This window comes from Kitasatospora sp. NPDC056783, assembly GCF_042789895.1.
In the GTDB taxonomy this organism is placed as follows: domain Bacteria; phylum Actinomycetota; class Actinomycetes; order Streptomycetales; family Streptomycetaceae; genus Kitasatospora.
In genome coordinates, this window is record NZ_JBHUAF010000023.1 from 20,794 (window position 1) to 43,543 (window position 22,750).

The window sequence follows — 22,750 nt, forward strand, 5'->3', positions numbered from 1 at the left end:
AGCGACCCGCATGGCAGGAATGGGAGGGCTCGAACCTCCGCTCACGGTTTTGGAGACCGCTGCTCTACCAACTGAGCTACACCCCTGAATCCCGTGTTACGCGGCACGGGCACCTCGTCTGATCGGCAGGACTCGAACCTGCGACATCCCGGCCCCAAACCGGGTGCGCTACCAACTGCGCTACGACCAGGAGGCCGGCCGGAAACTCCGGCCGGCGAGGGGGAACACATCAGAGCTGCCGGTCGCTATGCGTTTTGTGGCGGTGACAGTCACGACACAGGGTCCAGAGGTTGTCTGCCTCCCAGGACCCGCCTCGGGATACGGGAATCAGGTGATCGACTTCTAGGTGTTGGCGAGCCCCGCACCGCTGGCAGGTGAACCTATCGCGAGCCAGGGCCCGGGACCGCCGGCTCGCCCAGTCACTCGGACGGCTGGCGTTCCGGGGCGAGACCCGATCCCAGGCCCGGCGGACCTGGTGAACCTCACAGCGCCCGTCCCGCACGGTCGGGGAGGTACAGCCGCTCTTCAGACAGATGGATTTGGCTCTGGGCACGGGCACCTCCCTGGGTGGTCGAGTGAGGGCCCCGGCCGGATGCTGGTCTGGCAGCCGGGGCCGTCCTCCATGCGTCCCTTGGAGTCAATTAGGTACTCAACAAGGTTGGAGGAAACTTCTTAGGAGATGAGTCTCTAGTTTGAACACAGAGTGATTATGATCTTGTTCGATCGATCGTTTCACTCGCTCTCTCACTAAAGATGTATGTGTCCACGACCTAGGAGGTAGGCCATGCTTCATTGAAGTGAGACCCAGCTCACAGCTAGAGTTCGAACTGGGGTTCGAACAAACAGACTGAACGGTACGGTACTTGCAACTGGGGAGATTGGGCCGTAAACTCCGCTTCAGCTTGATCATTAACAGAAATGACTGAGGCCGACAGAGCAGGAAGGTTTCCAGATGCCTGACTACAAGCTGCCGGGCGACAGCGTGCTTAGTGAGAGATTTATTAAGGGCAAAACCGATGAGGAGATCGCCGAGGAGTACGGCTGCTCCAGGCAAGCGGTCAACCTGGCGCGAAATAGGCTCAAGTACACGCGCCGGCCGTATTCCAATAGGGCAAACAGCCTGATCGGTGCCGTCTGGCGAGTGCAGACCTCTACAGGGCATCAGGACGAGAATCCGATCCAGGTGCTGAGAGTATGGGTGCGACTACGTCTCGGAGACGATTCCCTTAGCGCGAGACAGAGAACCGAGGCCATCAATTTCGAGGCGCGCATACGGCGGGAGGGGACTGTCCTACAGTACGACCCTTCAAATAGCAAGGGGTTTTCCTACGTGCAGAGGGAGCCTCAGGATGGTCGACTGGTGGTTAGGTGGCCGGCCCTCACCTCCGATGGCGTGCGCGATCCCGAAGCTGAGAAGTACCTGAGCCTTCCTGACGCGCCTACCTCTTAACTCAATCTCAATGCCCTGAACTTCACAGGCTCCGCACAGGAAGCGGGGCCTGTTTTGTGTTTCTGACGATTCATTAAAGAAGCTCAGATCACAACTTGATATCGAAAATGTTGAGGACGCGTGGACGTGACTTAGCTCACGATTTATTCGGGAGAACTATCCATATGGATGGGATATGTTGTGCCATGACCTCGCAAACTGTCTATTGGCGAGGCCGCGTCGGGGAGGCTTTGGATGCCTGCAATGCTTAGCCTTACCTCACCTAGCAAGGTGAAGGAAGTGGCTGCACAGATTGCGGACAGTAAGACCATCGAGGTGAGGTTGACCCAGGCGGAGAATCTGGTGATCGCACACCACACAGCTACGGTGGTGACCGAATACTGGGACATCGTGTACGCCCCCTGCCTTACCGATGAGGAGATCGCGGAGCTGGTGGATCTTGAGGAGCAGATCTTCATGCGCTACGGCATCCGTCCCGAACATATGGTTGTCACGCGCGAGGAGAACGACTACCCGCATCCATGGTTTCCTGGCAGTAAATCCCACACATACTCTAGACTCTGCCCGAAGGTGGCTTTGTGACCAATATTGAGAAGATGCCTCGAAGCGTCAGCCAGACTGAGCAGTATGAAAAGTGCGGCTGGCGCTTTTACTTGCAGCGCATCGAGCGCGTCACGCCCCTGCCGGCGGCCTGGAGCCACCACGGGACGGCCTTCCACAGCGCGGCTGAGGCCGTTGAACGCTCGGGCCGGCTGATGACCGAAGAGGCGGCCGTACAGCTCTTCTCCGACGAGTACAGCGTCCTGGTGAACAAGGCCCTGGACCAGGAGTCTGATACGAATCGATGGCTCTCGGCCTCGGGATCTGGCGCCGACGACATCGAGCGGCGTTACGTCCTGGGCCAGGAGCAGACGGCCCAGTACGTCAGGTGGGCCCAGGAGCACCAGCCGGCCATCTGGAGGACGCCCGAGGAGAAGCAGGCCCTGGAGTTGTACTTCCAGGTCGAGCTGGGTGGCGTCATGGTGAGGGGTTACATAGACCAGCTCATCGCCGAGGCCGGCGCCGTGCGAGTCAGAGACCTCAAGACAGGGAGTACCAAGAGCCGGTTCCAGCTGGAGACGTATGGGGTCGCGGTTCGCCAGGCCTTCGGCGTCACGGTGAATCAGGGGGACTGGTACCTCGCACAGAAAGGTGGCCTGTCCAATCCCGTAGACCTCAGGCAGGTCACCGCGGACCAAGTGGGAGAGCGCTACGCGGCCATGGACGCTGGCGTGAGGGCCGGACGGTTCGAGGCGAAGCCAGGCTTTCTTTGTCGGTTTTGTGATGTGAAGCACAAGTGTGATTTTTTTTAACTTCTAACTTGCAACTGGGGGAGTTGCCGACGTAAGATCAAAGTGAGAGATGGCCCGCTGAAGCGGGTTTATTTTTTCTCCGCTTACTTGCAACTGGGGGAGTGTTATGGGAGAGGGGTTCTATGTATTCGCTGGCACAGTCAGTGGACATCAGAGGTGCAGCCGGTGAACCGCTCCCGCACCCATTCAAGGGGCTCAGTCGGCTTGAGGTTGAGTTCCTTCGCGGGACGTTCTCCCTCGTGGTTGCGGGACCTGGCACCGGTAAGAGTCTGTTCGCCCTGAATCTGGCGCTCCACGGGAACATCCCAGCCCTGTACTTCTCGGCGGACTCCGGCGCGGCAACGCAGCTCAGCAGGGCTACGGCCATCATCGCCGGGTCCGACGTGAAAGAGGTCAAGCACCGGCTGCTGGAAGATGACTTCGAAGATTACGCCGAAGTCCTCGGAAAGAGGTGGTGGGTCCGGTTCGTCTATGAGGCTAGGCCCACACTGGCCGACCTTGAGGTCACCATTGCGGCATATTTCGAGGTTTTCGGCTGCTACCCTCACTTGATCGTGATCGACAACATCACGAATATTGATGTGGGGGGCGTAGGAGATGCCGAGAGTTTCACTTTCTCGCTGGAGGGTCTTTGCGAATACCTCGCTGAGATGGCCCGGGAAACCAGGGCTCATGTCCTCGCTCTTCACCATGTGACCGGCGAGCACTCGGACGGCATGAACCCCATTCCGCTGAGCGGCGTGAAGGGCAAGATCGGCCGCGTCCCGTCGTTGATCCTGACCATTCACAAGGAAATCGACGGGATGGACGGCAGGGTGCTCCACGTGAGTCCGGTGAAAAACCGTGAGGGGTTCGAAGACTCCTCTGGCCAGACCTTCGCGTCTTACGACTTCAACAAGGCGAATATGCGCCTGACGGACGTTGACCTCGCCTTCTAAGCAACCATGAGAGAGATAAGCGCAATGGCTTACGCCTGCACCGGTGGCTACAGCATCAAGAGGGAAATCCTGGACCTCTTCCTGATGGAGAACCCGGCGATCACGGCCGACGAGGTCAAAGAGGCCGGCGGCGGAGTCGTGGCCGTGGTCCTCCAGGTCCAGGACCCCCGCCGGCTCAACCTGAGGACTATGCTGCGGGACCTGAGCCAGTCGGGGGGCCGAGGTGTCCACGTCGCGGCGGTGGGCCTGGCGGACCAGGCCGGAGACACCGATTGGCGCATCGTCAGCCTGGACTACCTCCAAAACCTGGTCTACGGCATGGACGACATGCGGCGCATGCTCCGCCTGGAATCGTCGCTCAGGGCCCGTGGCTGAGCCCCGCAAGGGCTACCGGAAGTGCTCGAAGTGCATGAAGAGCCGGGCCTCTCGGTTCTTCACCGGCCCGAGAGGCCGGGTCTGTGCGACGTGCCGCAAGGCCACTAGTCGCGCCTCCTCTCGGGCCGCTCGGCTACAAGCGACCTACGGTCTCAGCGCCGACGACTATCAGGCCCTCTACGAGGCTCAGGACGGCCGGTGCGCGATCTGCCTGGAAACCCGCCGTACGAATTTGGCCGTGGACCACTGTCACAAGACAGAGGCAATCCGCGGCCTTCTTTGTCAGCGCTGCAATGGACAGCTCCTGGCCCGAGGTGCGAGGGACCGCCCGGAGGTTCTTCGGAGGGCGGCTGATTACCTCGAAGACTATCCGGCCTGGAGGGTACTCGGGCCGAGGTTCACATTCGACAAGGACTGACGCATGCCCAGAGGCATTCAGTTTGACTACCGGAAGTGGCGCGGAGAGCGCGAAACCCAGAACGGGTCATTCCGGCGGTACGACTTCCCGGTGACGATTCGGAGGGTCGGGGATGAGCGCCAGTCCGAAGCCACCGATAAGTGAAGTCCTACAGCACTACTACGGCATAACCCTCAGGGACCGGGGAGGCTGGCAGAAAATCCTCTGCCCCCGCCACCCTGAGGAGAACCCGAGCGCAAGTGCAAACACTGAAAATCAGCGGTGGAGTTGCTTCGTCTGTGACGTCTCCGAAGACAGCTACGACGTAATCCAAAGAGAGGAAGGAATTGGCTTCAGAAAAGCTCAAGAGCTCGCACATAGCCGGTTCGGTGGAGGCAGCGAAGGACTACTTCCAGCAGTTCGCCGACAGCCCGGCCGAGAAGTATATGGAAGCCCGCGGTTTGGGGGAGGTGGCGAGCCGGCTCGGAATCGGCTACGTCGGTTCGGCCAGAACGGGCCATGAACGCTACCGGGGCATGCTGGTGATCCCGTACGCCCGGCCGGCAGGCGGAGAACACGGCGTCGCGACAATGCGGTTCCGATGCATATCCGACAAATGCGTTAAGGACGAGAACGGGGAGTACCTGGCCCCGGTCCGCAAGGAGAATCACCAGGGGCACGGGAAATACCAGAGCCTTCCCGGTGACTACCCTCGTCTCTACAACACTCCCGCCCTGATCGCCCCCAGCCCGTACATCGTGCTGAGCGAGGGTGAATTCGACGCCCAGGCATCAGAACTGGCTGGCGTCCCGTGTATCGCGTCTCAGGGAACCTCCGCATGGCGCCCCCATTTCAATCCAGCTCTGGCCGGCTACAAAACTGTGTTCATTGTCGCGGATCACGACGAACCGGGGATCGCGGCAGCCGACAAGCGCGCCAGCGAGCTGCCAAATGGCAAGGTGATCATTCTCGGTGACCCGGGCACCGACATCAATTCATTCATCCACAGCCAAGGGGTTGAGGCGTACCGAAAGGCGCTGGGTCTGTGACGCCTGAACGTGAAAAATCGGACGCGGTAAACCACCCCGATCACTACACCTGGCTCCCGGTCGAGGTCATCGAGATCACTCGGCATTTCAACTTTGTCCGGGGAAATGCCCTCAAATACCTGCTGAGGGCTGGTCGGAAGGGCAGTGCCCTTCAGGACCTTCAGAAGGCACGTTGGTACATCAATTACGAGATCAGTCAGTTGGAGGAACAGAAGTGAAGCGCATTCAGTTTGGTGACGTCCCGCTCGCCGATTACTGCTATTTCACGATCCAGACGTACGGCAATTCCTTCATCGGCATCGACCTGGTCGAAGATGGCCCATTTGGCCCGAAGCACGGCCTGGCAAACATCTCAGTCGAGGAGGCGCGCAAGCTCCGCCGAGAGCTCAAGAAGGCCATCCACCGAATAGAGGAGAATGCGTGAAGCGAATTGTCATCATCAGCGATACCCAGATCCCTTACGAGGATAAGCGGGCGCTAAGGAACGTCCTCGCCTTCGTCGGGGAGTACCAGCCCGATTCGGTTCTCCAGATCGGAGACCTGATGGACTACCCGGCCCCGTCCCGGTGGACGGCCGGCACCCGGGCCGAGTACGAGGGTGGGGTGATCCGGGACTCGGAGTACTGCAAGAAGGCCTTCCTGGAGCCCCTTCGTGCCGTCTATGACGGCCCTGTCGAGGTTCTGGAGGGGAACCACGACGAGAGGCCGCGGAAGTACCTCCAGAGCCGTGCGCCGGCCCTCGCGGCGGAGGATTCTTTCTACCGGTTCGAGAGCCTTCTCGATTTCGACGGGTACGGGATTCGGAGGGTGGAGCCGTACCACCCCATTGCGCCTGGCTGGGTGGCGATTCACGGCCATGAGAGCCCAGGATTGAATCAGGTTGCGGGCCGTACTGCTGCGGCGAAGGCGAAGAAGGCGGGAGCCTCGGTGATTATGGGGCACACTCACCGGCTGGCCATCTCCCCAGAATCCACCGGGTATGGCGGGAAGCTCAAGACCCTTTACGGCTTCGAGGTTGGCCACCTCATGGACGTGCGACAGGCCGGATACCTCCGGAATGGCCCAGCCAACTGGCAGCGGGGATTTGGCGTTCTCTACGTCGGTCAGCATGGGGCAACTCCACATGCTATTCCGGTTGAGAATGACGGCTCGTTCGTCTTCGAGGGCGAGCGCTTTGGGGCAATCAAGCGAGTTGGTGGGAAGTTCGCCAAGGGGGAGAACAAGAGTGGCTGATCTGGATTGGGAGCGCCTGAACGCGATCGCTCACAAGGTGGCCCGAGAAATGGCACTGAAGTGGCCCGTGGTCGAGGCTGACGATGTTCGCCAGGAAATCATGATGCACATCGTTGAGCAGGCCGAGCACGTGGCGAAGCGAGCCGATGACGACGAATTCATTCGTCAGCTCTCCTGGCGGGTCGCGAAGTCGTATGCCAGTCGAGAGCAGAATCAGCGCGATTTGCTCGATGACCAGTACTACTACACGCCGGAGGAGGCCCGTACCGCACTCCGGTCCTTTTTGCACACCGACGAAGAGATTTCCTCTCTGATCGGGAAGAAGGACGACCTCACCCGGTGCCGGATCTCCGACAACATTTTCGCGGCCCGAATGGACGCGTCGGCTGGCCTCCGTAAGCTGACCGACCGATACCGGGAAGTCCTCACGCGGATCTATATTCAGGGCCTACCCCCTCGGGACGATGCCGAGCGACGGACCTCGTATCGCGCTGCCGATGCCCTCGCAGTGGCAATGAATAGCCATATCCGCAGCAAGAAGTAATCAACGAAGCGAGATTGCATGAATTTCAAGACTGAGACGGCCGAGACCGTGTTCCGGCGTACCTACTCCCGCGAGCTGCCAGATGGTACGTCGGAGACGTGGCCGCAGACCGTGACCCGGGTTGTGGACGGTAACCTCGCCCTGGTCGCCGCGCGCTACATCGAGCCTGGCGAGCGGGAGGCCCTGACGGCGCTCCTGCTCGACTTCAAGGCCCTCCCGGCAGGTCGACACCTTCGCTCCTCCGGAGTGGCCGACTTCGCACTGAACAACTGTTGGGCGGCCCCGTGGGACACAGACGACGTCGCCCGGCACTTCTCGTTCACGATGATGCGCCTGGCGGAAGGCGGCGGGGTCGGGACCAACTATTCCGGGCGCTACCTGGACGATATGCCAGCCGTGGCCGTGTCCACCGAGGTCCACATTGTGTGCGACCCGGAGCACCCCGACCACGGGGACCTGGAGAAGGCCGGCCTCCTCTCGGACACCTACAGCCACAAGTGGGCCGGCGCCTTCCCCGTCGAAGACTCCCGCGAGGGATGGGCCGATGCGCTGTCGGACCTGATCCGCACCGCTCATGACCCGAGCACCAAGCACTCGGCTCGTGTCTACGACGTGAGCCGGGTCCGGCGCAAGGGCGCCGCTCTCAAGGCCTTCGGCGGCACCGCGAGCGGTCCCCAGCCCTTCGCCCAGATGCTCCGAGCCATCGGCCGGATCGTCCAGGGCACCCCGGCCGGTCGCCGGCTGTCCGGTATCCAGTGCATGGAGATCGATCACGAAATCGCTCAGTGCATCGTCTCTGGTGGCGTCCGCCGGTCTGCGCGGATGAGCCTCATGCACTGGGATGACCCCGAGATTTTCGACTTCCTGTCCTGCAAGCGGGACATGTCAAAGCACTGGACGACCAACATCTCGGTTGAGACCGACAGTGAGTTCGTCAAGGCCCTGGAAGACAAGCCCAACGTCTTCGAGCACGAGGAGCGCGCCCGAGAGGTCTACCGGGCCCTGTGCGAAGGCATGCTCCACGACGGCGAGCCCGGGTTCTGGAATTCCTCCCTGAGCGCCGTAGGCGAACCGGACGGGGTATTCACCGTGAACCCGTGCGCGGAGGCCCTGCTGACACCGGCAGAGCCCTGCAATCTCGGCAGCATCAATCTCGGGGCCTTCGTGGACACGGAGACCGGTGTTCAATGGGCCGAACTGGTCGAAGCTCACCGCCTGATGACCCGGTACCTGATCAGGGCGACCTTCGCCCCGGTGGCTGACCCAGAGTCTCAGCAGGCCATCAGCCGGATGCGTCGGATCGGCCTCGGACACTTGGGCTTCGCCGACTACCTTGCCCGGCTCGGAGTCCCATACGCTGCGGCAGCGTTCAACCTGAACGTCATCGAGGACCTGGAGGAGCTGGCCGAGGTCGTAGACCAGGCCGCGGCGGAGTACGCGCATCAGCTCCGCATCCCGACGCCCGTGAAGAAGCGAGTCATCGCCCCGACCGGCACCATCAGCAAGCTGGCCGGCAGCTCGGGCGAGGCCGTTCATCCGGTCTTCGGGCGCTACTTCCTCCGCCGCATTCGCTTCTCGGACCTGGACCCTCGTGAGGTCGCACAGGTCAAGGACTACAAGGCTCGGGGCTATCACACGGAGCCCTGCCAGTACGCCGCGAACACAACGGTGGTGGAGATTCCGACCCGTGACCCGCTTGTCGCGGAGGTCGGGGAGGAGGGTGTCCAGGACGCCGGCGACCTCACCATCGAAGACATGCTGGGCGTCCAGCGCCTCTATCAGCAGGCCTGGGCCGATCAGGCGGTGTCGTACACCGTGAACATCGACCCCGACCGGTACACCGTCGAAGACCTCATGCAGACCCTAGAGGGATACCTCGACACCCTCAAGGGAGCCACGATCTTCCCGGAGGTGTCCCGGGACCAGGCGCCTTACGAGCGCATTTCTCCCATGGAGTACGAGGCCCACGCGAAGCGCCTGGGCATTGAGGTCGAGGACACCGGCTATGACGAAATCTGCGCATCGGGCGCATGCCCTGTGTGAAGGTCATCACCAGTTATCAAGTTGCTTCGGGGAAATCCGCAAGCGATACTGCTAATAGAGGGAAGGAACTGATTCGGTGAGTAATTACCCGAACCCCTTTGATGAGACCTCCCCGTGGGACGAGCCGCAGCCGGACACCACGAACCCCACTACCCCCAACGCCTCGGAGGCGCCTGTGACTACCCCCCCAATCCCCGCTCCATTCACGATCGGGTTCACCCTGAAGGCGGCCAGCGGATTTGAGGCCGAATGGCTCACGCCCCGAGTCCAGGGGCATACCGCTGAGGAGGCAGCTCAGCGTGGCGCCGAGCTGCTGAATTCGATGAAGGCCGCCGGCCTGATCGAGCTGGCCAGTAAGGCGGCGGAGTACACCCGCGAGCAGTACAAGGGAGGAACTGGCAGCGGTACGACCCCGAAGCGATTCGAGGGCGGGAAGGTAACTCCCAAGAGCTCCGGCGATGCCATGGACTGCCCGCACGGTCGGAAGCTCTTCGAGAAGGACGATTGGGCGGCGATGTTTTGCCAGGCCCGAGATAAGTCCTCTCAGTGCCCACCACTCTGGCGACAGAAGGACGGGACTTTCAAGCCCAAGTAGGCCGTAGGGCCTTATTTTTTTGCCTTCTTACTTGCAACTCGGGGCCGGGCCTCGCGCCCGGCCCCTTGGCCCCTGGAGAGTCGTGGAAATCCGCTCCGACATGCACGTGAGCCTTATCAAGCACGCTGCCGAAGATGCTGACGTGACCTCCGCCGCTCGCGTCTCCACCCTGGGAGGCGAGACGCGGTACGTCGAGGCCACCGACAAAGACGCCGGCCTGATCAACTTCCTGATGCGCGACCGCCACGGCTCCCCCTTCGAGCACGCCACCATGACCTTCTACATCGAGGCCCCCATTTTCGTCGCCCGTGAATTCATGCGGCACCGAGCGGGGTGGAGTTACAACGAGGAGTCCGGTCGATATAAGGAAATTCAGCCGGTCTTCTACGTGCCCGACCAGCACCGGAAGCTGATTCAGGTCGGCAAGCCGGGGGCATACGAGTTCGAGGCCGGCACGGAAGAACAGCGAGTTGCTGTCCGCTCGCACCTGTCGTCGGCCTATTCCTGGGCCTCTCGGCACTACTGGCTGCTGATCGATCGTGGGATCTCTCGCGAGATAGCGCGGGCAGCACTCCCCGTCGGTGTCTATACCTCGTTCTACGCGACGTGCAACGCGCGCTCGCTGATGCACTTCCTGAGCCTCCGAACGAAGCACTCCGCGGCCAAGGTCCCGTCCTTCCCACAGCGGGAAATCGAGATGGTCGCAGAGCAGATGGAAGAGCAGTTCAAGACGCTCATGCCCGTTACCTACGAGGCATTCAACAAGCACGGAAGGGTCGCCCCGTGAAGCTCCTGGCCGCATTCGTGGCCCTGGTCGCCGTCCTCGCGGTTCCCGTGGTCGCTCTCTGGATTTGGGCGGCAGCCCCATGCTCCCTGTGGTCCTGGACCCGGGCAGGCGACACGCCGGCACGCTGCCTCATGGAGTCGTCCCGTTGAGTCGGCTCATGAATTTCTACGTCGAAGGCTTGGAAAACGGGGGCGTAGAGCTGACTCACGGCCCCTGTAAGGAGCCGTTGGCCTCCGGAGGGTGCACCTGCTGTGAAGGGCAAATGGTGCGCCTTTTCGACCTCGTACAGGCCTCCAAAGACCATCTCTGTGAAGGGCAAACGCGTGGCTGACAAGATCCGAGTGACCGTCGTTTACGAGTACACGCCGGACATGGAGGACTACCCGGGATGTGGTGACGTGCACGCCGCTGCACGGCTTGATGCCGACGAGAACGATATTCGGCACTACCCCGAAGCGTACGACGACGACATTGTCTCGGTCGTCTACGAGGGAATCCTCGGCTGATGGCCGGCGCCATCGTCACATGGGCAGTGATCGCATTTGCAGTGGTCTATCTGATCGCGCACATCTACCTTGAATCCCGAAAGTAAGGAGCGCCATGCAGGTCATCACCTACAAGATTCGGCGGCAGGAGGTACGGATCAATGTCGTCGAAACGGTGATGGACCTCTGGGGCTTCATCGACTGGGTAGAGGCCAACCCGGTCATGGGCTATGACACCGAGACCTCGGGCCTAAACTGGTGGGATTCAGATCGGGGCTTCCGAATACGCCTCGCCCAGTTCGGAAACGCCCATGAATCCTGGGTCCTTCCCGCCGAGCTGAGCGAGGAGTACCGCGAGGCTGCGGCCTGGGCTCTGCGAAGGGCTGAGCGAGTCATCGCCCACAATGCGAATTTCGATGCCCACGTGACTGAGGTAGCGCTCGGAATTCCTCTCGAAGAACTCGCGCCCAAGCTCCTCTGCACGAAGATCACCGCCCATCTCGTTGACCCGCGCCAGGTCAAGGAAAAGGGCCCTGGCCTGAAGCTCGAAGAGCTGACCAAGTTCTACATCTCTTCGGAGCTGGCCGAAGAAGTCAAGGGCTCCATGACTCGAATAGCTCAGCGCTACAAGACCAAGAAGGCCGATATCTGGCCGGTGGTGGAGCTCTTCGATTACGAGTACCTGTTGTACGCAGGTATGGACCCTGTGCTCGCCTACAGGCTATTCCATATCCTCTATCCACTGATGCCGCTCCGCAGCCGGCGAAAGGGTCTTTTTAGCTGGGAACACCGGATTGCCTTCGTCATGGCCCTCGTTGAGCGGACCGGGTATCTGGTGGACGAGGAGTACGCCAGGGCTCGAATCGCCGAACTGCTCGCTGAGGAAAAGGAGTGGAAGGAAGTTGCCCGGAGCTATGGCGTGGAGAACGTCAACTCTGACCGGCAGCTAATCGAGGCCTTCCAGGGGCTCGGATTCAAGCTCACGAAGAGGACCCCCAAGGGGAATTGGTCGATGGATGCGGAAGTCCTGGACACGATCGATCACCCTCTCGCCGAGGCTGTGAAGAGGGCGACCAAGGCCGGAAAGTGGCGGAGTACCTGGTTTGAGAACGCCCTTAACGGGCGCGACTCGGAAGGGCGGGTGCACGGGTCGATAAATTCGGTCGGCGCGCGGACGGCCCGGATGTCGATTTCCGGGAGCATCGCGGCACAGACCTTCCCCGCAGGGACCGGCTACGTCCGACACATGTTCCTCGCGGAAGAGGGCCATGTCACGGTCTCTATCGACTACGCGAACATGGAACTCCGGTTCCTGGCAGCGGAATCCGAAGACCCGACCATGATCGACGCGTTCACTCACAACAAGGACTTGCACCAGATCACCGGCGATGCCGCCGGTGTGTCCCGCAAGATCGGCAAAATGGCGAACTTTTTGACGGTCTTCGGTGGAGGTGTGAAGGCCCTATCCCAGCAGGCCGGAATTAGTTCGGTGGTCGCCAAGAGAACCCTGGACGCCTTCAACTCAACCTATGTCCGTGTCGGAGAGCTGGCTGACAAGCTTTCCCAGCAGGCCCGTAAGTACGGCCATATCTTCACCGCCACCGGCCGACGCCTCCCTGTCGACCGAGGGCGGGACTACGCGGCCCAGAACTACTACGTACAGAGCGGGAGCCGGGACATCACGGTTAGGGGCGTGCTGGAACTGCACAGGGCCGGATACACCCCCTGGATTCGCTTGGTAATTCATGACGAGATCGTTTTCTCTTTCCCGAAGGAGCGGGCAGTCGAGTTGGCTGAGAAGGCGGCTCGGATCATGGAATTCACTGTCAAGGGGGTCCGGGTGCCAGCCGAGGCCGAGATCGGCGACCGGTCCTGGGGCTCAATCCTGGACCTCGAAGAGAGCAAGCACTGACCGATATCGAGGACTGCGAGTATTGCCAGAACTCCGAGGCCATCGGGCTTTTCTGGCTTGACGACGTGGACACCGGCCTGTGTGCCGAGTGCGCTGAAGACACCGATGCTGAGGAGTATTTCCATGAGTGAGAACCCGGACAACGCCTTTTCTGAGATTCTGAGCGGCATCGAGGCCGAGTTCGGTCAGGCTCTATTCGAGAGGCGTGCAATCGCAGCCGCGCAGGCCGCCGAAGCTACCGGCCTCGTTTACACCCGAGCCGTCTCCTCCGGTGTACCGCATGACCTGGCCCAGGCCATGGCGGCGGAGTACTGGGACGCGGAGACCAGTCAGGCCGCCGGCGCCGAGCCGGAGGCCGACGAGGAGTGAGACGACCGCTCCTGATCGGGGCTGCCGTGGCTCTCGCTGCGGTGGCCCTGGTGGGTTGCGACGACCGGAGGTGTCTCGCAACCCACACCACCCTGATGACGACCGTCGTAGCAGGCCCGAAAGGGCAGACCCACGTGCAACTGATCCCAGTGACCGTCTGCGACCGATACGAGGAGAGGCCTTGAGCTGCCACCACCGTCCCTGCTGGGACTGCTATTTCCTAGGCCTGGCACAGGCTGTCAGCACCCGCGGGGACTGCATGCGGAAGGTGGTGGGGGCCGTCCTGGTCAGCCCGGACCGCAGGGTCCTGGGTACGGGCTACAACGGCTCTGCGCCGGGACAGCCGAGCTGCAAGGCGGGTGGGTGCGATCGGTGCCTCTCAGCGGCCCCTCCAGGCTTCGATTACGCGAACTGCATCGAGTACCACGCCGAGTGGAACGCAATCCTCTGGTCCCGCCCTGAGGACCGGGCCGGCGCAACGCTGTACGTGACGTTCGAACCCTGCGGAGACTGCACAAAGCTGATTACGGGGGTGGGCATCACCCGCGTGGTCTGGAAGGACTCCGCTGGCCTGCAACACGAACACCTCATGCAGAGGTAGCGACGGACCCCCGCCGAGGCGGGGGTCCGTCTACGTGTTTCTACCCTTCCTCTATTACCCGTATGACGGGGATCTCGTCATAGAGCGGGGAAGCCCGCCAAGTAGCCTCCGTACGAGGCTTCTGCCGTGGAAGCTCTGGCAACGTCAACGGGGTGAGGAGGCCCAAGGCCTCATGGAGCTGGTCAGGGGTGATGCCTGACTGCTCGATCAGCACTCGTAGCAGCTTTTCGCTCTCGGGGGTCAACACGCCTACTCCTCCATCCCAGGGGCTCCCCAGACCGGGAACCAGCGTGAGAGGTCAGGCTCGATGCGAAGATCGTTCTTGAGCAAGTTAGCTAGCTCGATCTCCAAGGCGTTGTCCCGTTCCTGCTGGTCAGGGCGTTTACACACCGGGTAGAACGTGCCCCGCTTGTAGAGGTACACCAGCGCCAGCGACTGCCCCTCCGGGTCGCGGAAGCCCACGAGCGAGCAGAGCAGCTGCGGCCCGAAGCCGTTCGCCTCCAGCTCGCTGTTGACCGCGTGCAGGTCGTTCACCAGCTCCGGCAGTTCCTCGGGCCGGTGCCGGGCGAGCAGCCAGGAGTAGCCGTAGCCGTCCTTGGAGGCCTCCACCGGGACGCCGCCGCGCTCGGTGTCGGCGTCCAGCAGGGCCCGGACCTGCTGCTCGACCTGGACGAAGGCCGCGCCCTCGACGGCCGCGAAGCAGACCGAGCCGAGCCCGGTGGGGGTGAACCCGGCCCCGGCCTCCAGGGTCAGCGCGGCGGACGGCACGCCGAACAGCTGGTCGAGGTCGGGCTTGACGGGCTTGCTGCGGCCGAACAGGGTGTCCAGGAATCCCACGGCGGTCCTTTCGGGAAGGGGCTCAGCGGCCCAGCTGCTCGGAGATCCTCGCCAGCTGTTCCAGCCGCTTCTCCAGCGTCGGGTGGGTGGAGAACAGCTGGGAGGCGGTCTCCCGGGCGCTCAGCGCGGGGGCGAAGTAGAAGGCGTTGTACGGCTGCGCCTGGCGCAGGTCCTTGCTGGGGATGGCCGCGATCTGCCCGGTCACCTTGGTGAGCGCGGACGCCAGCGCGCTGGGCCGCCCGGTGAGCTGGGCGGCGGCCCGGTCCGCGGCCAGCTCGCGGTAGCGGGACAGCAGCCGGGTCAGCAGGAAGCTGATCGCGTACACGAGCATCGACACCAGCGGGACGATCAGCGCCAGGACGGCCGCGTTCTGGTCGTTGTTGCTGCGTCCGCCGCCCATGAACCCGCCGTACACGGCGATCCGGGTCATCGCCCCGGCGAGCACGCCGAGGAACCCGGCGATCGTCATCACCGCGACGTCCCGGTGGGCGACGTGCGACAGCTCGTGGGCGAGGACGCCCTCCAGTTCCTCCGGCTCCAGCCGGCGCAGCAGCCCGGTGGTCACGCAGACCACCGCGTTCTGCGGGTTGCGGCCGGTGGCGAAGGCGTTCGGCATGTCGTTGTCGGCGACGGCCACCCGCGGTTTGGGCATGTCGGCCAGCGCGCAGAGCCGGTCGACGGTGCCGTGCAGCTGGGGGAACTGCTCCGGGGACACCTGGTGGGCGCCCATCGCCCGTTCGGTGATCTTGTCGCTGAACCAGAACTGGGCCACGAACAGGCCGCCCGAGATCAGCACGATCAGTGGCCAGGCGCCGCGCAGCAGCACGATCAGCAGGCCGGTGAAACCCACGTACAGCAGCCCGATCACGAACATCGTCGCGACCATGCGGCCGGTCAGGCCGCGGTCGGGCGCGAATCGGGAGTGCTGGCCCGAGCTCGACATCGCTTGCTCCTCCGTTCGCCGTCGCTTTCGATGCTGCCACCCGGACGGCCTCCCGGCACCACCCCCGCGCCAGGAGGATCGAACTGCCGTACCCAGTGGGCCCGGTCCGGAACTGCGGGGAGGATCACCCCGGCCGGGCCGTTCCTGCCGTAGGACCCGGGCCTTACACTGGCAGGTACGGCTCTGGCACTCGCGCGTTCAGAGTGCCAAGGCCGGGGCCGCCGGGAGCGGTCCGCAGCAAGGGACACAGACGGACAACGTGCGAAGACGGAGGTGCGTGCCCCATGGCCGGTGAGGTCCGCCAGCTGGACGAACGCAAGCTCGCCGTGCTCCGCGCGATCGTGCAGGACTACGTGGGCACCGAGGAGCCGGTCGGCTCCAAGGCCCTGGTGGAGCGGCACAACCTCGGGGTCTCCCCGGCGACCGTCCGCAACGACATGGCGGCGCTGGAGGAGGAGGGCTACATCCACCAGCCGCACACCAGCGCCGGCCGCATCCCGACCGACAAGGGGTACCGCCTCTTCGTCGACAAGCTCGCCGAGATCAAGCCGATGAGCGCCCCCGAGCGCCGGGCCATCCGGCACTTCCTGGACGGCGCGGTCGACCTGGACGACGTGGTGGCCCGCACGGTGCGGCTGCTCGCCCAGCTGACCAGGCAGGTCGCGGTGGTGCAGTACCCCTCGCTGACCCGTTCCACCGTCCGGCACATCGAACTGGTCGCGCTGGCCCCGGCCAAGGTGATGCTGGTGCTGATCACCAACACCGGCCGGGTCGAGCAGCGGCTGGTCGACTGCCCGGGCACGGTCGGCGAGACGCTCCTGTCGGACCTGCGGGCCCGGATCAACACGAGAGCCGCCGGCCGGCGCCTCCCGGAGGTCCCCGGACTGCTGGAGGAACTGCCGGCGCTGTTCGAACAGGCCGACCGGCCGACCGTCAGCACGGTCCTGGCGACCCTGTTCGAGACGCTCGCCGAACAGAACGAGGAGCGGATCATGCTGGCCGGCACGGCCAACCTGACCCGCTTCGGACACGACTTCCCGCTCACCATCCAGCCGGTGCTGGAGGCCCTGGAGGAGCAGGTCATCCTGCTCCGTCTCCTGGGTGAGACCGGGGACGCCGCGATGACGGTCCGGATCGGCCGGGAGAACGCGTACGAGGGGCTGAATTCCACCTCGGTCGTTTCGGTCGGCTACGGTTCGGGCGACGAGAGCGTGGCCAAACTGGGTGTGATCGGTCCGACCCGGATGGACTACCCGGGCACAATGGGGGCGGTGCGGGCGGTGGCGCGGTACGTGGGCCAGATCCTGGCCGAGTCCTAGCAGTCGGCCGTCGTCGGAACCTGACGGCGGCTACCAGTCGCAGCACTACTACAGGCGGAACAAGCGGAGCATTTGGTGGCCACGGACTACTACGCGGTACTCGGCGTCCGACGGGATGCGGGGCAGGACGAGATCAAGAAGGCGTTCCGGCGCCTGGCACGCGAACTGCACCCGGACGTCAACCCGGACCCGAAGACGCAGGAGCGGTTCAAGGAGATCAACGCCGCCTACGAGGTGCTCTCCGATCCGCAGAAGCGCCAGGTCTACGACCTCGGCGGGGACCCGCTGTCCCCGGGCGGCGGCGGTGCGGGCGGCTTCGGCGCGGGCGCGGCGGGCTTCGGCTTCTCCGACATCATGGACGCCTTCTTCGGCGCCGCGGCCGGCCAGCGCGGCCCGCGCTCGCGCACCCGCCGCGGCCAGGACGCCATGATCCGGCTGGAGATCACCCTGGAGGAGGCCGCCTTCGGCACCACCAAGGAACTCCAGGTCGACACCGCCGTCACCTGCACCACCTGCAGTGGCGAGGGCGCGGCCCCCGGCACCTCGGCGCAGACCTGTGACATGTGCCGCGGCAAGGGCGAGGTCTCCCAGGTCACCCGGTCCTTCCTGGGCCAGGTCATGACCTCCCGCCCCTGCCCGCAGTGCCAGGGCTTCGGCACGGTGGTGCCGACGCCGTGCCCGGAGTGCGCCGGCGACGGCCGGGTGCGCGCCCGCCGCACGCTGACGGTCAAGATCCCGGCCGGTGTCGACAACGGCACCCGGATCCAGCTGGCCGGCGAGGGCGAGGTCGGCCCCGGCGGCGGTCCGGCCGGCGACCTGTACGTCGAGATCGCCGAGACCAGCCACGCCATCTTCCAGCGGCGCGGGGACGACCTGCACTGCACCGTCACCATCCCGATGACGGCGGCCGCGCTCGGCACCCAGGTGCCGCTGCAGACCCTGGACGGCCTGGAGGAGGTCGACATCCGGCCCGGCACCCAGTCCGGCCAGTCGATCCCGCTGCACGGCCGGGGCATCACCCACCTGCGCGGCGGCGGCCGGGGCGACCTGATAGTGCACGTCGAGGTGAAGACGCCCAGCAAGCTCGACCCCGAGCAGGAGGAGTTGCTGCGCCGCCTCGCGGTGCTGCGCGGCGAGGAGCGGCCGTCCGGCCAGTTCGCGCCGGGCCAGCAGGGCCTGTTCTCGCGTCTGAAGGACGCCTTCAACGGCCGGTAGCCGTCCGTGAGGAGGTGCCGGGGTCCGGACCCCGGCACCTCCTCCGCGTTTTCGTCCCATTCCTGGAGGTACCCGTCATGACCGCGCCCGTCTTCGTCGTCGAGACCGAGCGGATCGCCACCGCCGAGCCCGGGGCCGTGGTGCGCCTGGACGGCCCCGAGGGGCGGCACGCGGCCGCGGTGAAGCGGCTGGAGCCGGGCGAGGCGGTGACCCTGGCCGACGGGCTGGGGCTGGGCGTGGACGGCACGGTCGCCGAGGTGCTCGGCAAGGACGCGATCGACGTGACGGTCACCGCCGTGCGCCGGGAGCCGCGGCCCGCGCCGCGGATCGTCGTCGTCCAGGCGCTGCCCAAGGGCGACCGCGGCGAACTGGCCGTGGAGACCATGACCGAGGTCGGCGTGGACGTGGTCGTCCCGTGGGCCGCCTCGCGCTGCATCACCCAGTGGAAGGGCGAGCGCGGCGCCAAGGCGCTCGCCAAGTGGCGGGCCACCGCCCGGGAGGCGGGCAAGCAGTCGCGCCGGGTGCGCTTCCCCGAGGTCCGCGAGCCGATGACCACCCGGCAGCTGGCGCCCCTCCTGGCACAGGCCGCGTTCGCCGCCGTGCTGCACGAGGAGGGCGCCGAGCCGCTGGCGCACGCCGCGCTGCCCGGGTCCGGGGACATCGTGCTGGTGGTCGGTCCGGAGGGCGGTGTCTCCCCGGAGGAGTTGGCGGCCTTCGCCGAGGCGGGCGCCAGGCCGTACCGGCTGGGCCCTTCGGTGCTGCGCACCTCGACCGCCGGGGTGGCCGCCGGCGCGCTGCTGCTGGGGCGCACCGGCCGCTGGTCGTGACGGCTCGGCGGCACCGCCCGCACCAGTCGTCACGGCCGTCCGCGGGCGGCGCCGGGAGTCTGCGAAAATCGGAGCGGATCGTACGCGCACCTGCCTAGGCTGACCGGGTGACGGACTCCCTGAGCACCTCCCTGACCGGCTCGGCGGGCGCCTACCCGCGCCATCCCCACCTGCACGGCGACCTGGTCGCCTTCGTCGCCGAGGACGACCTCTGGCTCGCCCCGCTGGACGGCGGCCGGGCCTGGCGGCTGACGGCCGACCACCTGCCGGTCCACCACCCGCGGTTCTCCCCGGACGGCCGGCACCTGGCCTTCACCTCCAGCCGGGACGGCGCCCCCGAGGTGCACGTGGTGCCGGTGGACGGCGGCCCGTCGCGCCGGCTCACCCACTGGGGCAGTCACCAGACCCGGGTGCTCGGCTGGACCGCCGACGGCCGTCCGATCGCGGTCACCGCCGCCGGTGAGGCCAGCGCGCGCCGCACCTGGGCGCACGCCGTGCCGCTGGACGGCGGCGAACCGCGGCGGCTGCCGTACGGGCCGGTCGGCGGGATCGCCTTCGAGCCGGGTGGGGACCGGGTACTGCTGGGCAGCGTCAACGGCCGCGACCCGGCCTGGTGGAAGCGCTACCGCGGCGGCCGGGCCGGCAAGCTGTGGCTCGGCCGGGACGAATTCGCCCGCGTGCACGCGGAGTTGGACGGGCAGCTGGACTCGCCGATGTGGCTGGCCGGGGAGGACGGGCGGGCCGGCCGGATCGCCTTCCTGTCCGACCACGAGGGCGTCGGCGAGTTGTGGTCCAGCCTCCCGGACGGCACCGACCTGCGCCGCCACACCTCGGACCCGGACGGCTTCTACGCCCGCGGCGCCGCCACCGACGGCACCCGGGTGGTCTTCCACCGGGCCGGTGACCTCTGGCTGCTGGACGACCTGGCGGGCGCCGAGCCGCGCCGGCTGGACGTCCGGCTGACCGGTCCGCGGGCCGGGCGCCGCCCCCGACCGGTGCCCGCCGCGCACTGGCTGGACTCGGTCGCCCCCGACCGTACCGGCCGGGGCAGCGCCGTGGTGGTGCGCGGCGGCGTGCACTGGCTGACCCACCGCGAGGGCCCGGCCCGGGTGCTGGACGAGACCCCGGGCGTGCGCGGGCGCCTGGTGCGGGTGGTGCCGGGCGAGGACGGCGGCCAGGGGGTGCTCTGGGTGTCCGACGCCGAGGGCGAGGACGCCTTGGAGTTCGCCCCCGACCCGCACGGCGCCGAGCGCCGCCGGCTGGCCGCCGGGCAGCTCGGCCGGGTCAACGCGCTGGTGGTCTCCCCGGACGGCAAGCAGGCCGCGATCGGCGCGCACGACGGCCGGGTGCTGCTGGTCACGCTCGCCGACGGCGCCGTGCACGAGCTGGACCGCAGCGCCGACGGCGAGGTCTCCGGGCCGGCCTTCAGCCCGGACTCGGCCTGGCTGGCCTGGTCGCGTCCGGTGCGCGGGATGGGGCCGTCCTCGCTGCGCCAGATCGTGCTGGCCAACCTGGCCACCCGGACGGTCGGCGAGGTCACCCAGCCGCGCTTCGTGGACACCTCGCCGTCCTTCACCGCGGACGGCCGCTACCTGGCCTTCCTGTCGGTGCGCAACTTCGACCCGGTGTACGACGCCCACGTCTTCGACCTGGCCTTCCCGAACGGCTGCCGCCCCTACCTGGTCACCCTGGCCGCCGACACGCCCTCCCCGTTCGGGCCGCAGCGGGCCGGGCGACCGCTCGGCGGGGAGGAGGACGAGCCGAAGGCCCGGAAGGCGGACGGCGAGGAGTCGGCCGACGCCACGTCGGTCACCCGGGTCGACCTGGACGGCATCGCGGACCGGATCGTCCCCTTCCCGGTCGAGGGCGGGCGCTTCGAGGAGCTGGCCGCCGCCAAGGACGGCGTGCTCTGGACCAGGGCCCCGCTGCTGGGCGAGCTCGGCGACGAGGCGGCCTCGTTGGACGACGACCGGCCCCGACCGGTGCTGGAGCGGTTCGACCTGAGGAAGCGCCGGGTCGAGCAACTGGTGCACGGCCTGGACGACTTCGCGGTCAGCGGGGACGGCACCCGGGTGGCGGTGCTGGACGAGGGCGAGCTGCGGGTCGTCCCGGCCGACCACAAGGGCGGCGACGACGAGGAGACCACCGTCGACCTCGCCCGGCTGCGGGTGACCGTCGACCCGGCCGCCGAGTGGCGGCAGATGTACGCCGAGAACGGCCGGCTGATGCGGGACAACTTCTGGCGCCCCGACCTCTCCGGCGTCGACTGGGACGGGGTGCTGGAGCGCTACCGCCCGCTGGTCGAGCGGGTCGGCTCGCACGACGAACTGGTCGACCTGCTCTGGGAGGTGCACGGCGAGCTCGGCACCTCGCACGCCTACGTGCTGCCGTACGGCCGGTACACCGAGCCCGCCCGGCGCCAGGGCCTGCTCGGCGCCGACCTGATCCGGGACGGCGGGCAGTGGCGGATCGCCCGCATCCTGCCCGGGGAGTCCTCCGACCCCAGGGCCCGCTCGCCGCTGGCCGCGCCCGGCGCCGCGATCCGCCCGGGCGACGCGCTGCTCGCCGTCAACGGCCGCCCGGTGGACCCGGTCACCGGCCCGGCCCCGCTGCTGGCCGGCACCGCCGGGCAGCCGGTCGAGCTGACCGTGGCCGGGAAGGACGGCACCGACCGCCGTCACCCGGTGGTCGTCCCGCTCGCCGACGAGGAGCCGCTGCGCTACCACGACTGGGTGGCCGGGCGGCGGGCAGCGGTGCGCGAGCTGTCCGGCGGGCGGCTGGGCTACCTGCACGTGCCCGACATGCAGACGGCCGGCTGGGCCCAGCTGCACCGGGACCTGAGCACCGAGATGGCCCGGGAGGGGCTGGTCGTCGACATCCGGGGCAACCGGGGCGGCCACACCTCGGAGCTGGTGATCGAGAAGCTGGCCCGCCGGATCGTCGGCTGGAACGTCGCCCGGGACACCGACCACCCGGTGCCCTACCCGGAGGACGCCCCGCGCGGGCCGGTGGTCGCGCTCGCCGACGAGTTCTCCGGCTCGGACGGCGACGTGGTCAACGCCGCCGTCCAGGCGCTCGGCATCGGTCCGGTGGTCGGCACCCGCACCTGGGGCGGGGTGATCGGCATCGACAGCCGCTACCGGCTGGTCGACGGCACCCTGGTCACCCAGCCCAAGTACGCGTTCTGGGTGGAGAACTACGGCTGGGGCCTGGAGAACCACGGCGTCGACCCGGACGTCGAGGTGCCGTACGCCCCGCACCACTGGGCGGCCGGCGAGGACCCGCAGCTGTCCGAGGGCGTCCGGCTGGCCCTGGCCGCGCTCGCCGGGACCCCGGCCCGCACGGGGCCGCGGCTGCCCTGGCAGCAGTGACCGGGAGCGGGGAGTGGGCCAGGCCGCAATCCCGCGACCGGGGCAGGGGGGGGGGGTAGGATGCGGGGGTGTTTGTTTTTCAAAAGCTCACGGGGGAACCACGCCAGG

General features: G+C 66.1%; 25 protein-coding genes, 2 tRNA genes and 1 pseudogene. 23 read left to right on the plus strand and 5 right to left on the minus strand.

Annotated features, from left to right (window positions below; genetic code table 11):
• Positions 1-11 precede the first annotated feature (11 nt).
• From ACFRMQ_RS06185 to ACFRMQ_RS06195, 3 genes are all read right to left on the minus strand, one after another.
• Positions 12-86: transfer RNA gene (locus ACFRMQ_RS06185), tRNA-Trp, on the minus strand.
• A gap of 31 nt (positions 87-117) precedes the next feature.
• A tRNA-Pro gene (locus ACFRMQ_RS06190) sits at positions 118-190 on the minus strand.
• A gap of 39 nt (positions 191-229) precedes the next feature.
• Positions 230-559 (minus strand): HNH endonuclease, encoded by a 330-nt coding sequence (locus tag ACFRMQ_RS06195; protein ID WP_380727474.1) that lies wholly within the window; start codon positions 557-559, stop codon positions 230-232.
• A 393-nt stretch (positions 560-952) separates the two neighbouring features.
• Between ACFRMQ_RS06195 and ACFRMQ_RS06200 the strand changes: the two genes are divergently transcribed.
• From ACFRMQ_RS06200 to ACFRMQ_RS06290, 19 genes and pseudogenes are all read left to right on the plus strand, one after another.
• A complete protein-coding gene (locus tag ACFRMQ_RS06200) occupies positions 953-1,450 on the plus strand; it encodes a hypothetical protein (protein ID WP_380727476.1) in 498 nt (165 codons plus the stop codon).
• A gap of 279 nt (positions 1,451-1,729) precedes the next feature.
• A complete protein-coding gene (locus ACFRMQ_RS06205) occupies positions 1,730-2,032 on the plus strand; it encodes a hypothetical protein (RefSeq protein WP_380727478.1) in 303 nt (100 codons plus the stop codon).
• Positions 2,029-2,802, plus strand: coding sequence for a RecB family exonuclease (locus tag ACFRMQ_RS06210; RefSeq protein ID WP_380727480.1), 774 nt, complete (start codon positions 2,029-2,031; stop codon positions 2,800-2,802). The genes ACFRMQ_RS06205 and ACFRMQ_RS06210 overlap by 4 nt, the downstream gene beginning before the upstream one ends.
• 122 nt (positions 2,803-2,924) lie before the next feature.
• Positions 2,925-3,740: an AAA family ATPase gene (locus ACFRMQ_RS06215; RefSeq protein ID WP_380727482.1), complete on the plus strand. Its 816-nt coding sequence runs from the start codon at positions 2,925-2,927 to the stop codon at positions 3,738-3,740.
• Positions 3,741-3,764: 24 nt separating this feature from the next.
• Complete coding sequence (locus tag ACFRMQ_RS06220; RefSeq protein WP_380727484.1) at positions 3,765-4,115, plus strand: hypothetical protein; 351 nt, start codon at positions 3,765-3,767, stop codon at positions 4,113-4,115.
• A 34-nt stretch (positions 4,116-4,149) separates the two neighbouring features.
• A complete protein-coding gene (locus tag ACFRMQ_RS06225; protein ID WP_380727520.1) occupies positions 4,150-4,533 on the plus strand; it encodes an endonuclease VII domain-containing protein in 384 nt (127 codons plus the stop codon).
• Between the two features lie 112 nt (positions 4,534-4,645).
• Positions 4,646-4,831, plus strand: a pseudogene (locus ACFRMQ_RS06230) (CHC2 zinc finger domain-containing protein); the annotation flags it as partial.
• 28 nt (positions 4,832-4,859) lie between these two features.
• Positions 4,860-5,561: a toprim domain-containing protein gene (locus ACFRMQ_RS06235; RefSeq protein ID WP_380727486.1), complete on the plus strand. Its 702-nt coding sequence runs from the start codon at positions 4,860-4,862 to the stop codon at positions 5,559-5,561.
• The gene (locus ACFRMQ_RS06240) at positions 5,558-5,779 is read left to right on the plus strand and encodes a DUF3310 domain-containing protein (RefSeq protein WP_380727488.1); all 222 of its coding nucleotides are present in this window, start codon (positions 5,558-5,560) and stop codon (positions 5,777-5,779) included. Before ACFRMQ_RS06235 ends, ACFRMQ_RS06240 begins: the two co-directional genes overlap by 4 nt.
• Positions 5,776-5,985, plus strand: a complete 210-nt coding sequence (locus tag ACFRMQ_RS06245) for a hypothetical protein (protein ID WP_380727490.1) — start codon at positions 5,776-5,778, stop codon at positions 5,983-5,985. Before ACFRMQ_RS06240 ends, ACFRMQ_RS06245 begins: the two co-directional genes overlap by 4 nt.
• Positions 5,982-6,794, plus strand: a complete 813-nt coding sequence (locus tag ACFRMQ_RS06250; RefSeq protein WP_380727492.1) for a metallophosphoesterase — start codon at positions 5,982-5,984, stop codon at positions 6,792-6,794. Before ACFRMQ_RS06245 ends, ACFRMQ_RS06250 begins: the two co-directional genes overlap by 4 nt.
• Complete coding sequence (locus tag ACFRMQ_RS06255) at positions 6,787-7,338, plus strand: hypothetical protein (protein WP_380727494.1); 552 nt, start codon at positions 6,787-6,789, stop codon at positions 7,336-7,338. Before ACFRMQ_RS06250 ends, ACFRMQ_RS06255 begins: the two co-directional genes overlap by 8 nt.
• An 18-nt stretch (positions 7,339-7,356) precedes the next feature.
• Entirely contained in the window at positions 7,357-9,381 is a 2,025-nt protein-coding gene (gene nrdJ / locus ACFRMQ_RS06260) for a ribonucleoside-triphosphate reductase, adenosylcobalamin-dependent (RefSeq protein ID WP_380727496.1), read from the plus strand.
• 76 nt (positions 9,382-9,457) lie between these two features.
• Positions 9,458-9,976, plus strand: a complete 519-nt coding sequence (locus tag ACFRMQ_RS06265; RefSeq protein WP_380727498.1) for a hypothetical protein — start codon at positions 9,458-9,460, stop codon at positions 9,974-9,976.
• Between the two features lie 100 nt (positions 9,977-10,076).
• Positions 10,077-10,763 (plus strand): FAD-dependent thymidylate synthase, encoded by a 687-nt coding sequence (gene thyX, locus ACFRMQ_RS06270; protein WP_380727522.1) that lies wholly within the window; start codon positions 10,077-10,079, stop codon positions 10,761-10,763.
• Between the two features lie 323 nt (positions 10,764-11,086).
• The gene (locus ACFRMQ_RS06275) at positions 11,087-11,269 is read left to right on the plus strand and encodes a hypothetical protein (protein WP_380727500.1); all 183 of its coding nucleotides are present in this window, start codon (positions 11,087-11,089) and stop codon (positions 11,267-11,269) included.
• A gap of 94 nt (positions 11,270-11,363) precedes the next feature.
• Positions 11,364-13,160: a DNA polymerase gene (locus tag ACFRMQ_RS06280; RefSeq protein ID WP_380727502.1), complete on the plus strand. Its 1,797-nt coding sequence runs from the start codon at positions 11,364-11,366 to the stop codon at positions 13,158-13,160.
• A 123-nt stretch (positions 13,161-13,283) separates the two neighbouring features.
• The gene (locus tag ACFRMQ_RS06285) at positions 13,284-13,529 is read left to right on the plus strand and encodes a hypothetical protein (protein WP_380727504.1); all 246 of its coding nucleotides are present in this window, start codon (positions 13,284-13,286) and stop codon (positions 13,527-13,529) included.
• A complete protein-coding gene (locus tag ACFRMQ_RS06290) occupies positions 13,441-14,130 on the plus strand; it encodes a deaminase (RefSeq protein WP_380727506.1) in 690 nt (229 codons plus the stop codon). Before ACFRMQ_RS06285 ends, ACFRMQ_RS06290 begins: the two co-directional genes overlap by 89 nt.
• 249 nt (positions 14,131-14,379) lie before the next feature.
• Here ACFRMQ_RS06290 and ACFRMQ_RS06295 read toward each other — a convergent pair whose 3' ends face one another.
• Entirely contained in the window at positions 14,380-14,967 is a 588-nt protein-coding gene (locus ACFRMQ_RS06295; RefSeq protein WP_380727508.1) for a hypothetical protein, read from the minus strand.
• Between the two features lie 22 nt (positions 14,968-14,989).
• Positions 14,990-15,910, minus strand: a complete 921-nt coding sequence (gene htpX / locus ACFRMQ_RS06300) for a zinc metalloprotease HtpX (protein ID WP_380727510.1) — start codon at positions 15,908-15,910, stop codon at positions 14,990-14,992.
• A 284-nt stretch (positions 15,911-16,194) separates the two neighbouring features.
• Between htpX and hrcA the strand changes: the two genes are divergently transcribed.
• The 4 genes from hrcA (at position 16,195) to ACFRMQ_RS06320 (ending at position 22,642) form a co-directional block, all read left to right on the plus strand.
• Positions 16,195-17,229 carry a heat-inducible transcriptional repressor HrcA gene (gene hrcA, locus ACFRMQ_RS06305; protein ID WP_380727512.1) on the plus strand — a complete coding sequence of 345 codons (1,035 nt, stop codon included), beginning with the start codon at positions 16,195-16,197 and terminating at the stop codon, positions 17,227-17,229.
• Between the two features lie 75 nt (positions 17,230-17,304).
• A complete protein-coding gene (gene dnaJ, locus ACFRMQ_RS06310) occupies positions 17,305-18,444 on the plus strand; it encodes a molecular chaperone DnaJ (protein WP_380727514.1) in 1,140 nt (379 codons plus the stop codon).
• A gap of 77 nt (positions 18,445-18,521) precedes the next feature.
• Positions 18,522-19,271, plus strand: a complete 750-nt coding sequence (locus ACFRMQ_RS06315; RefSeq protein WP_380727516.1) for a 16S rRNA (uracil(1498)-N(3))-methyltransferase — start codon at positions 18,522-18,524, stop codon at positions 19,269-19,271.
• 107 nt (positions 19,272-19,378) lie between these two features.
• Positions 19,379-22,642 (plus strand): PDZ domain-containing protein, encoded by a 3,264-nt coding sequence (locus tag ACFRMQ_RS06320; RefSeq protein ID WP_380727518.1) that lies wholly within the window; start codon positions 19,379-19,381, stop codon positions 22,640-22,642.
• The last annotated feature ends 108 nt before the right edge of the window (positions 22,643-22,750 follow it).